Source organism: Microbacterium azadirachtae (assembly GCF_000956505.1).
Classification (GTDB): Bacteria; Actinomycetota; Actinomycetes; order Actinomycetales; family Microbacteriaceae; genus Microbacterium; species Microbacterium azadirachtae_A.
Map to the genome: position 1 here is coordinate 324,674 of NZ_JYIX01000037.1, position 15,455 is coordinate 340,128.

15 protein-coding genes are annotated in these 15,455 nt (G+C 72.1%); 4 read left to right on the forward strand and 11 right to left on the reverse strand.

The genetic code is table 11. The features are described from left to right. Positions 1–9: 9 nt before the first annotated feature. Together RS86_RS14360 and RS86_RS14365 are read right to left on the reverse strand one after the other, a co-directional pair. A complete protein-coding gene (locus RS86_RS14360; RefSeq protein ID WP_082076799.1) occupies positions 10–783 on the reverse strand; it encodes a LysR family substrate-binding domain-containing protein in 774 nt (257 codons plus the stop codon). Beyond that, positions 780–1,517, reverse strand: a complete 738-nt coding sequence (locus RS86_RS14365) for a helix-turn-helix transcriptional regulator (RefSeq protein ID WP_045272886.1) — start codon at positions 1,515–1,517, stop codon at positions 780–782. The genes RS86_RS14360 and RS86_RS14365 overlap by 4 nt, the downstream gene beginning before the upstream one ends. A gap of 85 nt (positions 1,518–1,602) precedes the next feature. Between RS86_RS14365 and RS86_RS14370 the strand changes: the two genes are divergently transcribed. After that, positions 1,603–2,034, forward strand: coding sequence for a hypothetical protein (locus tag RS86_RS14370; protein ID WP_045272887.1), 432 nt, complete (start codon positions 1,603–1,605; stop codon positions 2,032–2,034). A gap of 117 nt (positions 2,035–2,151) precedes the next feature. Here the strand turns inward: RS86_RS14370 and RS86_RS14375 are convergent, their stop codons facing one another. From RS86_RS14375 to RS86_RS14395, 5 genes are all read right to left on the reverse strand, one after another. Next, positions 2,152–2,559: a transferase gene (locus tag RS86_RS14375; RefSeq protein WP_045272888.1), complete on the reverse strand. Its 408-nt coding sequence runs from the start codon at positions 2,557–2,559 to the stop codon at positions 2,152–2,154. Between the two features lie 111 nt (positions 2,560–2,670). Then, positions 2,671–3,444 carry a DNA-formamidopyrimidine glycosylase family protein gene (locus tag RS86_RS14380; protein WP_045272889.1) on the reverse strand — a complete coding sequence of 258 codons (774 nt, stop codon included), beginning with the start codon at positions 3,442–3,444 and terminating at the stop codon, positions 2,671–2,673. Then, entirely contained in the window at positions 3,437–4,216 is a 780-nt protein-coding gene (locus RS86_RS14385; RefSeq protein WP_045272983.1) for an EI24 domain-containing protein, read from the reverse strand. Before RS86_RS14385 ends, RS86_RS14380 begins: the two co-directional genes overlap by 8 nt. Positions 4,217–4,263: 47 nt before the next feature. Continuing rightward, the gene (locus RS86_RS14390; protein ID WP_045272890.1) at positions 4,264–9,132 is read right to left on the reverse strand and encodes a DEAD/DEAH box helicase; all 4,869 of its coding nucleotides are present in this window, start codon (positions 9,130–9,132) and stop codon (positions 4,264–4,266) included. A gap of 90 nt (positions 9,133–9,222) precedes the next feature. Then, positions 9,223–9,693, reverse strand: coding sequence for a hypothetical protein (locus RS86_RS14395; protein ID WP_045272891.1), 471 nt, complete (start codon positions 9,691–9,693; stop codon positions 9,223–9,225). A 93-nt stretch (positions 9,694–9,786) separates the two neighbouring features. On the opposite strand from RS86_RS14395, the gene RS86_RS14400 reads away from it, so the two are divergent. Next, positions 9,787–10,215 carry a DUF6157 family protein gene (locus RS86_RS14400; RefSeq protein ID WP_045272892.1) on the forward strand — a complete coding sequence of 143 codons (429 nt, stop codon included), beginning with the start codon at positions 9,787–9,789 and terminating at the stop codon, positions 10,213–10,215. Between the two features lie 19 nt (positions 10,216–10,234). Here the strand turns inward: RS86_RS14400 and RS86_RS14405 are convergent, their stop codons facing one another. Together RS86_RS14405 and RS86_RS14410 are read right to left on the reverse strand one after the other, a co-directional pair. Beyond that, on the reverse strand, positions 10,235–10,417 hold the full coding sequence (locus RS86_RS14405) for a PspC domain-containing protein (protein WP_045272893.1): 183 nt from the start codon (positions 10,415–10,417) through the stop codon (positions 10,235–10,237). 46 nt (positions 10,418–10,463) lie between these two features. Continuing rightward, on the reverse strand, positions 10,464–12,143 hold the full coding sequence (locus RS86_RS14410) for an ABC-F family ATP-binding cassette domain-containing protein (protein WP_045272894.1): 1,680 nt from the start codon (positions 12,141–12,143) through the stop codon (positions 10,464–10,466). Between the two features lie 348 nt (positions 12,144–12,491). On the opposite strand from RS86_RS14410, the gene RS86_RS20435 reads away from it, so the two are divergent. After that, positions 12,492–12,830: a hypothetical protein gene (locus tag RS86_RS20435; protein ID WP_045272895.1), complete on the forward strand. Its 339-nt coding sequence runs from the start codon at positions 12,492–12,494 to the stop codon at positions 12,828–12,830. Here the strand turns inward: RS86_RS20435 and RS86_RS14420 are convergent. Continuing rightward, on the reverse strand, positions 12,794–13,471 hold the full coding sequence (locus tag RS86_RS14420; protein WP_045272896.1) for an alpha/beta hydrolase: 678 nt from the start codon (positions 13,469–13,471) through the stop codon (positions 12,794–12,796). The two genes, RS86_RS20435 and RS86_RS14420, sit on opposite strands and share 37 nt — an antisense overlap. Before the next feature lie 88 nt (positions 13,472–13,559). Between RS86_RS14420 and RS86_RS14425 the strand changes: the two genes are divergently transcribed. Beyond that, complete coding sequence (locus RS86_RS14425) at positions 13,560–14,180, forward strand: NUDIX hydrolase family protein (RefSeq protein ID WP_045272897.1); 621 nt, start codon at positions 13,560–13,562, stop codon at positions 14,178–14,180. A gap of 162 nt (positions 14,181–14,342) precedes the next feature. On the opposite strand, the gene RS86_RS14430 is transcribed toward RS86_RS14425, so the two are convergent. After that, positions 14,343–15,410, reverse strand: a complete 1,068-nt coding sequence (locus RS86_RS14430) for a threonine aldolase family protein (protein ID WP_045272898.1) — start codon at positions 15,408–15,410, stop codon at positions 14,343–14,345. Positions 15,411–15,455: the final 45 nt, after the last annotated feature.

Consider the following 15,455-nt stretch of genomic DNA (forward strand, 5'->3'; position numbering starts at 1 on the left):
TGGGCCTGCTCAGCGAGACGATGTGGCGCGTCGGCCTCGTGCGACGCCGACGAACGCCTCGATGTCGGGCGTGGTCGCAGCGGCCGGCCAGGCCAGCAGCACCGGGGAGACCGGCGCGTCGCGGAGGATCCGGTAGTCGACGTCCTTGCGGTGATGCAGGCGTGCGAGGGACATCGGCGCGACGAGTATTCCGACGCCCGAGGCGACGGTCTCGACGGCAGCCTCGACGGTCTCGAGCGGAGGGATCCGAGACGGGACGGTCGGAAGGCCGAGGTCGCCCAGCACGTCCTCGCGCGTGGTGAGCAGCGTCTCGCCCTCCAGGTCTGCGGGGGAGAGCTCCTCGGCGGCAAGCAGATGCGACTCGGCCCCGGCGATCACGACGGGGAGTTCCTCGTAGAGGGGGATGGCGTGCATGCCGTCCTTGTCGAACGGCCCGCGTACGAGCGCGAGGTCGACGGTGCCCTCGGTCAGGGCGGTGCGCTGTGCGGCGAACGGGATCGGCACGAGCTCGAGGGCGACCAGCGGCATCCGCTCCTTCCAGGTGTCGATCCAGCGTCCCGGAGTCGCGCCGGGGACCGCCCCGAGGCGCAGGGTGCGGGGTTCATCGACCGTGGTCGGCGCGTCGAAGACGACCTTCTCCGCCTTCTTGCCGCGCGGTGCGGACTTCCCGGCGGGCTTCCCGCCGTTCTTGCCCTTGGCGGCCGGACCGCCGGCGGTGCTGCGAGCGCCGCCCTTCGCGGAGCGCACCGCGGGCTTGCGTCCGGATGCGCCTCGCCTGCTCATGGGTTCAGCGTACCGGCCCGGTGCTCTGGATTCCCTGCGCTGATGACGACGCAGCACCGCGCGGCGGCGGGATCCAGCCGTGCTTCGACGTGGCGGCAGCCGAGGCCCTCGGCGACGCCGGACACATAGGCGTGGTTCATACCGCAGATGAGGTCGGTGTGGGCGCGGGCGAGGTCGTGGAACGGGCAGTTCGCCAACACGACGGCGTCATCGACCGACCGCGGTTCGTAGCCCTGGCCCGCCAGGGCGTGCCGCATCCGGTCCAGCTCGAGATGCTCGTCGGGTCGGTCGTCCGCCGGAACCGGTGCGGGATCGGTGCAGATCCGTGCGCCATAGGCGTCGCCCTCGGTGCGCGCGACATCGCGCAGGGCGGCATCGATCGGGGTGCCATCGGCGGAGCGCTCGATGGCGCGCGCGAGCAGATGCCCCGCGAGATCGAAGTGCCGCGGCGGCAGCGAGACCGCGATCGTCTGCGCCGCACGCCGGTAGAGCTTGGCGGGACGCCCCGCGCCCGGACCGGAACGACCGGTGAGCCGGCGGAACTCGACGTCGAGGAGTCCCAGTTCGACGAGGCGGTCGAGCTGGAAGCGCGCGACATGCACGGGAACTTCGACGGCGTCGGCGGCGCTCTCCCGCGTCACGGCATCAGGCTGCGCGATCACGTGCTCGTACAGCGCCCGCCGAGTGGGATCGGCCAGGGCGCCGATCCCCGCCGCCTGCTCCGAGATGCTCATACCCACACTCTAACTGAAGATTCTCTTGATTTTAGAGAGCGGGAGTTCTAATTTTAAGGAAATACACATTTAGAAGGGAGCTGTCATGACCACCTCGACCCAGACCAAGACCGTGGCCCGTCCTCCGCTGTTGCAGGACGGATACCGGCAGGCCTTCCTGCTGTTGCGGACCGTCTTCACCGTCGCGCCGATCCTGTTCGGACTCGACAAGTTCGTGCGCGTTCTCAAGCCTGACTGGGAGGTGTACCTGGCTCCCTGGATGAACGGCATGATCGGCATGGACGCGCACACCTTCATGTACATCGTCGGTGCCGTCGAGATCGTTGCGGGGATCCTGGTCGCGTTCCTGCCGCGGATCGGTGGCTACGTCGTCGCGCTATGGCTGCTCGGCATCATCGTGAGCCTCGTCAGCGTCGGCGGGTACCTCGATATCGCGCTGCGCGACTTCGGACTGCTCGTGGGCGCACTCGCCCTGTCCAGCCTGGCCGCAGGGCGCAAGAGCGACCGCACTCGTTGAAGGCAGACCGAGAAGGCGTGCGCCCAGGGGACGCGCGCCTTCTCCGTGCGTGCGAGTGCGGAGGCGTCGTCCTCCGCGAGTTGCGCGGCTGAGCCTGCGCGGTTCAGCCGGCGCCGCTCAGGCGGCGAGCCAGAGCCCCTTGCGATCGGTATCCAGCGTCATGCCGGCGGCGATGATCTCGTCATCCCCGATGCGGGCGCCGCGCGCGATGTGCGCTCCGGCGCCGACCTCGGTGCGGACGCCGATGCTGGCGCCGTCCCCGATCACGGCCCCCTGCCCGATATGGGCATGGGCCTCGATCCGGGCGTTCACGCCCACGACCGCGTCGGGTTCGATCCAGGCTCCGCGCGCGACGCGCGCTCCGGCCCCGACCTTCGCGCGCGGTTCGACGTAGGCGCCCGCTTCCACGACCGCCTGCGGGTGCACCTTGGCACCGTGCGCGATGAGGCCGCGGCCGTTGGCGTGCTTGCGATAGCGCAGCGTGCCGCCCTGGCCGTCCTCGATGTCGACGTAGTTCTTGCCCACGAAAACCTCCCGTGCCCGGGACTTTCCCCGGATACATCTGCAACCGTGACGGCGGCGGATCTATTCCCGTGCACACACTTCGCGCGTGTCGTGCACGCGCTGTGACGCGGGTCAGCGCTGGCAGCGGGGGCACCAGAAGGTGCGGCGCTCCTCGGTCGGATCCGCGCCGAGCTCGCCGCTCTCGATGAGCGCGCCGCAGCGCCGGCAGGTGCGGTGCGCCCGTCCGTAGACCCAGGTCGTCCGACCGCGCTGGGCGACGCCGGTGAACGTGCGGTCGAGGCGATCCCGGTTGGCGCGGATCGTGCGCGCCCCGAGCTCCAGCAGGGCGGTGACGTCGACGTCTGTCGCGGGCGTCGTGGGGCGCACTCCGCGCAGGAACAGCAGCTCCGCGGCGTACTCGTTGCCGAATCCCGCGACGTTGCGCTGGTCGAGCAGTGCGACGTGGATCGGGCGCCGGTCGGCGCCGAGGCGGCGCGCCGCTTCGGCGAGGTCCCAGTCGGCGCCCAGCGGATCGGGTCCGAGGTGCGCGACGAGCGTGTCCTCCTGCGCGGTGGGCACGAGCGCCAGCATCGAGACGTCGAAGCCGACCGCCTCCGCGTCCGCGGTGCTCACGATCGCGCGGGCGGTGTAGCCGGGAGCCCGCCAGCGCTCGCCGGGCCGGTACAGGTGCCAGGCGCCGTCCATGCGCAGGTGCGAGCGGAGCGTCGAGTCGCCGATCCTCATCAGGATGTGCTTGCCGCGCGGCACCACGGAGTGCACGACGGACCCGGTGAGGTCGGCGGTCGCGAGCTCCGGCACCCGCAGGTCGAAGCGGGTGACCACGCCGTCGCGCAGTGCGTCGTCGAGACGGTGCGCCACGCGGTAGACGGTGTCGCCCTCAGGCATGCGTGGTCCCCTCTCCGGTGAGGTCTGCGGATCCATCCACGACGGCGCGATCGGTCAGGGCACGGGCCAGCATCGTGGATCCGGCGACGGCCGCGGGCATCGTGATGACCGCGCCGAGCGGGACCATGAAGCAGAGCTGGGTGGCGACGCCGAAGCCGAGAACGCGCGCGCGCCCTGCACCGAGCAGTCGCAGCCGGGCGTCGTGGTCGAGGCCGCGGGCGTCGAAGGCCCGTCCCGTCAGCTCCCGCGCGAGCAGCCGTCCCGACAGCAGCACCCCGACCACGGTCGCGAGCACGCCGCCCACGAACGGGATGAAGCCCAGGACCAGGGTGAGCAGCGCGACGAGCGCGCCGAGCAGGATCAGGCGCAGGCCCTCGCCGACGGTGCTCCAGAAGCCGGTCTCGCCGGTCGGTTCCTCGCCTCCCAGCGATCGCTCCACCTCGCGCCAGATGCGCTGGTAGAACGGGTCGCCGATCGTGAGCGTGAGCGCGGTGAACACCAGTCCGGACAAGACCGCCGCCGCGATGAAGACCACGATGCCGAGCGCGATGCGCAACGCGTCGCGCCATCCCGAGATCCAGCCGTCAGCGAAGGGCGTCAACCAGGCCGTGATCCCGCCGAGAGAGAAGCCCAGCGGGATCAGCGCCGCCGCGAGCACGAGGAAGCTGATCGCGGCCGGGATGAGTCCGAGCGCGAGCAGGCGCGGGTGCGTGCGCCACAGGCCGAATCCGCGCACCAGGGTGCCGAATCCTGCAGCGAACTCGCGGATCATGCCACCAGGGTATGCGTCCTGCGCGGCGGTCGCGGATCCGGCTCGGCTCACAGGGCCTTCCGCAGCGTGTAGCCGCGCGGAGTGGCGACGAACCCGGCCTCCTGCAGCAGCCGGCCGAGCAGGGATCCACCGGTCGTGCCGTACATCCCGTCTCCGTTCACCTTCTCGACCGTGAGGGTCTCCAGCCGCCGCGCCTTCGCGGTCGCCGCGAGCTCGGCGGTCGCCGCGCGGAGCTCATCCTCGTCGTCCGCGAAGGCGAGCACGGTCTTGCCGCCGCGCTCGAGATAGAGGGTGAGGGCACCGTCGACCAGCACGACCAGGGCGCCGGCCTTGCGGCCGGGCCGGTGCGAGACGTCGTCCCGCCGGGGCCAGCCGAGCGCCGCCCCGTACGGGTTGGCCGGGTCGGTCGCGGCGAGTGTGCGCGCGATCCGCGGAGGGGGATCGGCGAGCCCGGAGAACGTGCGGAGCCGGTCGATCGTGGCCGAGGCGGCGAACTGGGCCGCGCCGAGCTTCTCGATCACGTAGCCGCGTCGGCAGTGCCCCGCCTCCTCGAACCCCGCGAGCACCCGGTAGGCCTGGGCGAAGCCGCCCGGCAGGCCCTCCGACTGCACGGATCCGCGCGTGACGACGCCGTAGCGGTCCAGCAGCAGGCCCGCGGAGACCGTGGCGCGCCGGGCCGGATCCGTCTCCGCCTCCGGCAGCAGGGACCAGCGCCCTCCGACGTTCAGCGGTCGCGGCGCGGAGGCGGGCCGCGCGAGCGACATGCCCCGGAAGGTGCGTGCGCGGGGGGCGCGGCGCGCGACCTTATGCGCCTGGTTGCCGCCGCTCAGGAGCACGCGGATCGGGGCGAAGGTGTCGTTCGTGACGTGGCCCGACCACGCGAGGTTCCAGAGCGCCTCGACCACGGAGGCCTCGTTCTCGGCGCCCGTGGCTTCGCGCAGCTGCGCGGCGAAGTATGCGCCGCCCGAGGCGAGCGCGGCGAGCAGCTGGGCTTCGAGGGATCCCGGCTCCGGCGCCTCCTCGGCGAACGGGACCGTGAACGGCGCGAGATCCGCGGGGTGCAGGGAGACCCAGCCGTCGCGACCGGGGAGGCTTCCGTGGCCGGCCCAGACGACCTCCCCGGAGCTGGTCAGCTCGTCGAGCATCGCGGGCGTGTAGTCGCGCACGCGCTGCGGCAGGACCAGCGACTCCCAGGCGCTCGCCGGGATCGGCACGCCGGCGAGCTGTTCGATCGCGGTCGCGACCCCGTCGATGCCCTCGAGCGGCCGCGCGAGGTGCTGCCACTCCGGAAGGAAGCGCGCGAATGCGGCGGGCGACACGGGCTCGACGCTGCCGCGGATGGCTGCCAGCGAGCGCATCCGCAGCCGCCGCAGCACCTCGGTGTCGCACCACTCCGTCTCATCCGGGCCTGCGGACGTCGCAGACGCGCGGGCCCCCGCCTCGGAGGCGCTCGGAGGATCCGGCAGGAAGTACCCGCTCGTGACGCGCCCGTCGGCCTCGAGCCGTTGCAGCGTCTGCCGCACGATCGCCGATCCGAGTCCGAAGCGGGCGGCGACGGCGGATCCGAGGAAGGGGCCGTGCGTGCGCGCATGCCGGGCCACGAGATCGCCGAGCGGATCCGCGACCGGCTCCAGGAACGCCACGGGGATCCCGACGGGAAGCGGCACGCCCAGTGCGTCGCGGAGTCGACCCGCGTCCTCGATCGCGGCGACCCTGCGGACGCCGCCGATCGTGACCTCGATCGCGCGGCGGGCGTCGACCAGGGCGACGAGGTGGGCGGCGGCCTCCGCCACGCCCTTCGTCTCGTCGCTGCGCTCCTCGCTCAGGGACCGGTCGGCTTCCGGTCCCTGAGCGAGCGAGGCGAGACGAGGGGCGTCGGGTGTATCGGCCGGTTCGAGCCGCACCGCGACCTCGCCCGCGTCGAGCGGCCCGAGCAGGCGCAGCAGATCCGCGACGCCCTCGACGCCGCGCGCCCGGCGGGACGGATCCAGCCTCTGCGCCTCGCGCTCGAACTGGGCGATGACTTCCGGGTCCAGCAGCTCGCGCAGCTCGACCGTGCCGAGCAGCTCGCCCAGCAGCGCCGGATCCACCGACAGCGCGGCGGCCCGGCGCTCCGCGAGCGGGGAGTCGCCCTCGTACATGAAGGCGCCGACGTAGCCGAACAGCAGGTCGCGGGCGAAAGGCGAGGGCTGGGCGGTCTGCACCTCGACGAGCTGGATGCGTCGCTCCGCGATGCCGGTCGCGAGACGCCGCAGCGAGGGCAGGTCGTAGACGTCCTGCAGCACCTCGCGCAGCGTCTCCAGGATGATCGGGAACGTCGGGTGCTTGCGGGCGACCTCGAGCAGCTGCGCCGATCGCTGCCGCTGCTGCCACAGCGGGGTGCGCCGGTTGGGGTTCATCCGCGGCATGAGCAGCGCGCGCGCCGCGCACTCGCGGAAGCGCGAGGCGAACAGCGCGGATCCGCCCACCTCGTCGGTCACGATCCGCTCGAGCTCGTCGGGCTCGAAGACGAACAGCTCGGCGCCGGGAGGCTCCGCGTCGGCGTCCGGCACGCGAACGATGATGCCGTCGTCGCTCGCGACCGCCGACCCCTCCACGCCGAGGCGCTCGCGGATGCGGGCGTTCACGGCCAGGGCCCACGGTGCGTGCACCTTCTGCCCGTAGGGCGAGTGCAGGATCACGCGCCAGTCGCCGATCTCGTCGCGGCTGCGCTCGACGGTCAGCGCGCGGTCGGTGGGCAGCGTGCCCGTCGACTCCTTCTGCTCGTTCAGGTGCGCGAGCAGGTTCGCCTGCGCACGGTCGTCGAGCCCGGCGGCGCTGAGGCGCTCCCGCGCCTTCTCGGGCGTCGCGCCCTGCACCTCGCGGTTGAAGACGCCGAGCGCCTCGCCGAGCTCGAACGGGCGACCGAGGCCGTCGCCGTGCCAGAACGGCACCTTGCCCGGTTGCCCGTAGGCCGGGATCACGTTGACCCGGTCGTGCGTGATCTCGGCGATCCGCCAGCTCGTGGTGCCGAGTGTGAAGACATCGCCGACCCGTGACTCGTAGACCATCTCCTCATCGAGTTCGCCGACGCGGGCGCCGGTCGTCTCCCCGGCGACGAAGACGCCGAACAGCCCGCGGTCGGGGATCGTGCCGCCGCTCGTGACCGCGATCCGCTGCGCGCCGGGGCGTCCGGTGAGCGTGCCGGCGTCGCGGTCCCAGACGAGGCGCGGGCGCAGCTCGGCGAACTCGTCGGAGGGGAAGCGCCCGGCGAGCAGATCCAGCGTCGCCTCGTACGCCGAGCGGGGGAGCGCGGCGAAGGGCGCACTCCGGCGCACCGTGTCGAACCACTGCTCCACGTCGAGGGGCTCCAGCGCGCAGGCGGCGACGGTCTGCTGCGCGAGGATGTCGAGGGGGTTCCGCGGCACGCTGATCGCCTCGATCTGCCCCGCGAGCATGCGCTCGGTGACGATCGCGGTGTGCAGCACGTCGCCGCGGTGCTTGGGGAACAGCGAGGCACGGCTGATCTCGCCGACCTGGTGCCCCGCGCGACCCACGCGCTGCAGTCCTGACGCGGCGGACGGCGGGGCCTCCACCTGGATCACGAGGTCCACAGCGCCCATGTCGATGCCGAGCTCGAGGCTGCTCGTCGCGACGACGCAGCGCAGCACGCCCGACTTGAGCTCCTCCTCGACGATCGCCCGCTGCTCCTTGGAGACCGAGCCGTGGTGCGCCTTGGCGAGCACCGGATCCGCTCCTGCGGTCGAACCGGCCTGCGCCATCATGGCCGCGGGCACCATGGCCGCCGGCAGGTCGAGCCCGATCCGTTCGCTGTAGATCTCGTTCAGCCGCCCCGTGAGGCGCTCGGCGAGGCGGCGCGAATTTGCGAACACGATCGTGGAGCGGTTCTGCAGGATCTTGTCGACGATCGCCTCTTCGACGTGCGGCCAGACGGATCCCGTCATCTCGGTGTTCTCGCCGAACGCGTCCGCGCCGAAATCGTCCGCGCGCTCGGCGCCGGCCGGTCGGGGGGTCTCGTCGGTGCCGGGAGGCGGGGGAGGGTTGAGCATGTCCTCGATCGGCACGACGACCTGCAGATCGAAGGTCTTCGAGGCAGGAGGCGCCACGATCTCGACGGGCTGCGCGCCGCCGAGGAACCGCGCCACCTCGTCGATCGGGCGCACGGTCGCGCTCAGGCCGATGCGCTGCACGGGGGCCTCGGCCCCGGCCGCGCGGCGCAACTGGTCGAGCCGTTCGAGGCTGACCGCGAGATGGGCGCCGCGCTTGGTCGCGGCGACCGCGTGCACCTCGTCGATGATGACCGTGTGCACGTCGCGCAGGGTGTCGCCGGCCCGGCTCGTGAGCATGAGGTACAGCGATTCGGGCGTGGTGATGAGGATGTCCGGCGGATCCACGACCAGGCGGCGGCGGTCCGACGAGGTCGTGTCGCCCGAGCGCACCCCCACCGTCACGGAGGGTGCAGGGATCCCGAGCCGACGGGCGGACTGGCCGATGCCGATGAGCGGCGAGCGGAGGTTGCGCTCCACATCGACGCCGAGGGCCTTGAGCGGCGAGATGTAGAGGATCCGGGTGCGTCCGGGGCCCTCGGCGTCCTTCTTCGCCGAAGGGCGTTTCTTCGAAGGACGCGAGGGAGCCTGGCGCGCGGGGGCGGCTTCGTCAGCGGCAGCGGATTCGGGCGCAGCACCCTCGGCGGCGCGCTCGCGGAACACCCGGTCGATCGCCCAGAGGAAGGCCGACAGCGTCTTGCCCGACCCGGTCGGCGCGACGACGAGAGCATGCCTCCCGCCCGAGATCGCCTCCCACGCCCCCGCCTGCGCCGGGGTGGGTGCGGTGAACGCCCCGCGGAACCAGTCCTGGGTCGCGGGGGTGAAGCGGTCGAGCACGCGGTGCGCTGAGCCGGTCGGAGCGTCGCTCATCCGTCCATCTTCGCGGCTGCCGCGGACATTCGGGATCGGATCCGCCCTGGGCGCAACGCCCCGGAACACTCGTGGCGACGGCGCGTCCGCTCAGTGCCCGTCCTGTCCTCCGCCTCCGTGGCGCGCGCGGCGGGAGCGATCCCGCATCCCGGGGGAGAAGAAGATCAGCAGGCCGAGCACTGTCGGCACCAGGGCGGTCAACGCGAGCACGTATCCCTTCGGCTCCGCATAGCCGCGGCTGACGATCACCGCCTGCGCGATCGCGAACCCGAGTGAGAGTCCGGTGACGACGCTGCCGAGTGCGCGCAGGGCGACAGCCCCCGTGCCTGTCCCGCGCGCACGACGGGTCAGGAGATCGACGACGACGGCGAGCACTGTGCAGGCGACGGCGATGAGCATCCAGACGATGCTGACGATGCTCGCCTCGGTGTGCAGGTACCGCAACGTCGCGCCCGAGGCGACGACCCACGCGAGCGCGGCGATGATCCATGCGGTCGTGGACAGGGCTGAGGCAGCGCGTGCGCTGAGCCGCGGACGGGCGGACGGGTCGGCGGGATCCATGCCTCGACGCTACCTCGGCGTGGGCCGTGCCCGTCTTCGACCCTGTCGCGGATCTCCAAGCCCTCCGTCCCGGCACGGTGCGAGCATGGAGGCATGGCCGAGCACACCACGAACTACACGAGCACGTTCATCGAGGTGGCCGAGGACTGCCCGACGGACCACGCGCAGGAACCGCCCGCGGGCCCTTCGACGAGCGCAGGGACCGTTCCCACGATCGGGGCGCTGCACTACCGGATGATCGCGGAGCACCCGTTCGAGCGGACCTCCGATGACGTCATCTTCTCCACCTGGGCGCTGCGTCACGGCATCGACCCCGCGGATGGTGAGGCACGGGACGAGTTCTTCTCGAAGGGGCAGGCGTGCCTTCGTGCCTCGCCGCTCGGCAAGCGCTACGGCTGGGGCGTCCTCAGCGACGCCGAAGGACGGGTCACGCTGGTGCCTCGGGAGTCCGAGGAGTACGCGCTCCTCGCGGCGGATCCGACGCTCGGCCACACCCGCGCGATGCGGGCGAAGCGCGCCTGAAACCGAGACCCCTGCGGGCTCACTTCTCCTTGGGGATGAGGATCCAGAGCACGATGTAGACCCACAGCGGCAGCCCCGCGAACACCATCAGGACGATGGCGAGCAGGCGCATGAGGAGGACGGGCCAGCCGAACCTGTGGGCGAGCGCGGCACAGACGCCGGCGATGATGCGGCCCTTGCGGGGGCGGACGAGGGTGCTCATGCCCACATCCTGCCCCCGTGTCCTGGACGGCCGCTGGATCGGGCCCTCACGGGTGGGGGGACAGCGAGACCTCGGAGAGGGCGCCGTCCGCGTCGAGCTCCAGCGTCAGATCCAGGTCCAGGCGCTGCAGGAACGCGTCGTCGTGGCTCACGACCAGCACCGCCCCGCGGTAGGCACGGAGCGCCTGCACGACCTGATCCACGGTGTCGAGGTCCAGATTGTTCGTCGGCTCGTCGAGCACTACGAGGTGCGGCGCGGGATCGGCCAGCAGCAGGGTCGCCAGCGCGACCCGGAAGCGCTCCCCGCCGGACAGCGCTCCCACCGGCCGGTCCATGGCGGCACCGCGGATCAGGAACCGGGCGAGCCGGTTGCGCAGATCCTTCTCCGGGATCTCCGGAGCGCGCGCCGCGACGTTCTCGACCACGGTCGCGGTCTCGTCGAGGCCGTCGATCCGCTGCGGCAGGTATCCGATCCGGTCCGTGTGCGGGACGCCGCTCAGGACGGACACCTCGGGCACGGAGGCAGGATCCGACGGGGCAGGATCCGCGCCCGGGTCCGCACCCGGATCCGCGGAGCCGGCCTCGTCGACGAGTCGCCGGAGCAGCGTCGTCTTGCCCACCCCGTTGCGTCCGATCAGCGCGACGCGCTCGGGGCCCTGGATCGTCCAGAACCTCTCGGCGTCTCCGAGGGTCGCGATGCGCCGGCTCCGGGAGACGCCGGGATCCGGCAGCTCGATCTTCATCGTGGCGTCGTTGCGGATCCGATGCCCTGCCGCGTCGAGGGCGTCGCGCGCCGTGCCCTCCTTCTCGGCGACCTCGGTGCGGAGCCGGCCGGCCGAGACCTGCGCCGCCATCTTGCGGCCGTTCGCGACGATCTTCGGCACGCGCTTCTCCTCGAAGGCCTTCTTCGCCATCTGCGAGCGGGTCGCGAGCTTCAGCTCGGCTTCGATGCGCTGTCGCTTCTCCTTCCTGAAGGCCTGCTTGGCATCCCTCTCGGCCTGCTTCGCGGACTCCTGCTCGGTATCCAGCCACGTGCGCCACTCCGAGTAGGGGCCGCCGAAGACGCTGAGCTCGCGGCCGTACAGCTCGGCGGTGTCGTCCATGAGCTCGAGCAACGCGACGTCGTGGCTGACCACCACGAGGGTGCCCCGCCAGGAGCGCACCATCTCGCCGAGCCGTGCCCGCGCCTCGCGGTCGAGGTTGTTGGTCGGCTCGTCGAGCAGCGTGATCGGCGCGCGACGGGCGCGGATCCCGGCGATCGCGACGAGCACCGCCTCCCCGCCCGAGAGCTCGCCGACGGTGCGGTCGAGGAACGACGGATCCAGGCCGGCCTCGGCCAGCGCCGCCTCGGCGCGGGCCTCGACGTCCCAGTCGTCGCCGACCTCGTCGAAACGGGCGGGGTCGACATCGCCCGCCGCGATCGCGCGGACCGCGTCGAGCGCTCCGGCCACGCCGAGGAGCTCGGCCACGCGGGCGTGCGTGTCGAGCGTGAGGCGCTGCGGCAGGTACGCCACCTCGCCGGTCGCGGTGATGTGCCCTGACGTCGGGGTCAGCTCGCCGGCGATGAGGCGGAGCAGCGTCGACTTGCCGGATCCGTTGCGTCCGACGAGGCCGGTGCGGCCTGCGCCGAAGGCGCCGGACACGCTGTCGAGTGCGGTGGATCCGTCGGGCCAGGTGAAGGTGACGCGGTCGAGCACGACCGCGGAGGAGGGGGTGAGGAATGACATGGGCGGCTCCCAGAAGGTGTTCGGGGTGCGCTGATGCCGATCGGTCTGAGCCCGTGGAAGGGCGGAACCGTCGCAGAAGGACGGATCTCAGAGACCGGAGATGCCTGTGCCGGAACAAGCGAGGGCAGGAAGGAGTGTCGGATCAGCGCGTGAATGGAACGCGGAGGCGACGACTCAGATCAAGGGACTTCCTTACACGGCGGACAGGACCCGGACGACGATACCGGGCGCCCTGGATTCGTGCAACCCGGGCGTGTCGCGTCTGCGGTGTCATCGGATCCGTCCGGCAGGATCAGGATCCGTCCTGCGGCGGATGCCCGCACTCCTGAGGCGATCTAGCCTGGAGGCATGGAAGAGCAGCGGCCGGGATCCGGCGAGACGATGCGCCGCGTGGGCCTCGGCGCCGGGCTCGCGATCGGCATGGGCGTCGGTGTGGCGCTCGGCGCCGGTCTGAACAACATGGGCACCGGGATCGCTCTCGGCCTCGTGATCGGCGCCGCGGTCATGGTGGCGTTCACGGCGGCGGGCACGCGCATGCAGCGGGAGGAGCAGCGGCGCAGGGCGGAGGCCGAGGGCGGAACGGACGCCGGGCCGGTGGACGATCGCGATGCCGACGCCTCTGGCCGCGACCTCCCGGGCGACCAGCCCGATCAGCCGTCGAGCGGATCCTCCGGCGCCGGGGCCTGAAGGCCGTCCAGCCACCCGTCGAGGAAGCGCCGCACATCGGCCAGCTCCTCCTCCGACACGCTGTGCGTGAGACCCGGATACACGCGCCCGGTCAGCTCCGAGTGCTCCGGGAGCCACTGCGCGGTGTGCACGATGAGGGCGGGAGGGATGACGTCGTCCCTCGAACCGCGCCCCCAGAACACCGGGGTGCGGCGCTCGCGCAGCGCGGCGTCGCCCGGGAGGTCGCCCGGGGCCGCGTAGCCGCTCAGGTTCACGACCGCGGCGATCCGCGCGGGATCCTCGCGGGCCGTCTGGAGCGCCACCGAGGCGCCCTGCGAGAAGCCGAGCAGCGCGATCGACGGGGCGTCGGCGGCCTCCGCGTCGAGCCAGCGCAGCACGGCCTCCGCGGCGGCGGTCACCGAGGCGGGGTCCCGCCGCTCCAGCTCGTCGATGGGGTACCAGGAGCGTCCTGGCATCGGCCACGGGGCGCCCAGCGGCGCCGGCAGCGACGCCACGGTCACGCCCTCGGGCAGGAACGGCACGAGCGAGAACAGATCCCGCTCATCGGATCCGTAGCCGTGCAGGAGGACGAGCAGCGGCAGCGCCTCGTCCTGTCGCGTCCAGCGCACCGCTGCGCGATCGATCTCCACGGGTTCGGCCATGGCTCCATCCTGCCCCAGGCCGGTGACGTCCCGCCCCGGATCCGGGTTCGCACTCGGTGCGCATGGCAGACGCTGGTAGAAAGAGACCATGGCGGTACGCACACCCGATCCCGATCCGGCCGACGACGGTCTCCCCGACGCGCTGTCCGGCCTGCCCGGCGGCCTCGACGGCCTCGGGGCGTCAGGAGGGGCGAACCCCGGCTGGTTGACGGACTTCGAACTCGCCCAGGCGCGCCGTCGGCTGCCGATGCTCTACGTCGAAGCCGTGCCGGTGCGCATCGACGGATCCGGTGTGGTCACCGACATCGGGATCCTGCTGCGCGCGACGCCCCTGGGCGAGATGACGCGGACGATCGTCTCGGGGCGCGTGCGCTACGGGGAGACCGTGCGCGACGCGCTGTTCCGGCACCTGGAGAACGACCTCGGGCCGATGGCCTTCCCGATGCTGCCGCCGTCGCCCGCGCCGTTCACGGTAGCCGAGTACTTCCCGATCCCCGGGGTGAGCGCGTATCACGACGACCGCCAGCATGCGGTGTCGCTCGCGTTCGTCGTGCCGGTGACCGGCACCTGCGAGCCGCGTCAGGACGCGCTCGAGGTGACCTGGTTCAGCCCCGAGGACGCTGCGAGCGATGCGCTCGCCGCCGAGATGGAGGGCGGCCGCGGCACGCTCATCCGACAGGCGCTCGCGCACCTCGGCCTGCTGCGCTGAGCCCGGGTCCGCGGTCGCCCGGGGGCGATGCTGACCATGTCCCACTTCTGGCCCCACCATGTCCCGAATTCGGCTCCGAATCCGCAGTTCTAGAGCCAAAAAGGGGACACGGCCCGGGGAAGCCCGGACCGTGTCCCGAAGAGTGCTGCGGGGAGACGCGACTCAGCGGCTGGTCTCCTGCGCGACGAGCGCGACGAGCGCGTCGATGTCCGCCTCCGCCGTGTCGAAGCCGCACATCCAGCGCACCTCGTTGCGCGCGGCATCCCAGTCGTAGAACCGGACGGTCTCGCGCAGGCGGTCGGCGATGCCGTCGGGCAGCGTCGCGAACACCCCGTTCGACTGCGTCTGCTGGGTGAAGCCCACGCCCTGGATGGATCCGTCGGCGATGCCCGCCTCGAGCGAGGAGCGCAGCCGCTGCGCCATCGCGTTGGAACGGCGGGCGTTGCGCAGCCACAGGTCGCCCTCGAGGAGCGCGATGAGCTGCGCCGACACGAAGCGCATCTTCGAGGCCAGCTGCATGTTGAACTTGCGGGAGTAGACCAGGCCGTCGGCGGCACCGGGGGTGAGCACGACGATCGCCTCGCCGAGCATGGCGCCGTTCTTGGTGCCGCCGAAGCTCAGCACGTCGACGCCGGCGTCGCGGGTGAAGGCGCGCAGCGGCAGGTCCAGCGCGGCCGCGGCGTTCGCGAGCCGGGCGCCGTCGAGGTGCAGCTTCATGCCGCGCGCGTGCACGTGGTCGGCCAGGGTGCGGATCTCGTCCGCGGTGTAGAGCGTGCCGACCTCGGTGGACTGCGTGATCGAGACGACCAGCGGCTGGGCGCGGTGCTCGTCGCCCCAGCCCCAGGCCTCGCGGTCGACGAGCTCTGGCGTGAGCTTGCCGTCCTCGGTGGGGACGGAGAGGATCTTGAATCCGCCGATGCGCTCCGGCGCCCCGCCCTCGTCGACGTTGATGTGCGCGGTCGTCGCCGCGATCACCGCGCCCCAGCGGGGGAGCATCGCCTGCAGCCCCGTCACGTTCGCGCCCGTGCCGTTGAAGACGGGGAAGGCCTCGACGCCCTCGCCGAAGTGCTGCCGGAAGACCTCCTGCAGCCGCTCGGTGTACTGATCCTCGCCGTATGCGATCTGGTGGCCGTCATTAGCCTCCGCGATCGCCGCGAGCACCTCGGGGTGGATGCCGGAGTAGTTGTCGGATGCGAAGCCGCGCAGGGCCTTGTCGTGCAGAACGGTCACCCGACGAGTCTATTCCGCGGCGCCCCGCCCGCCGACCGCCCGGTC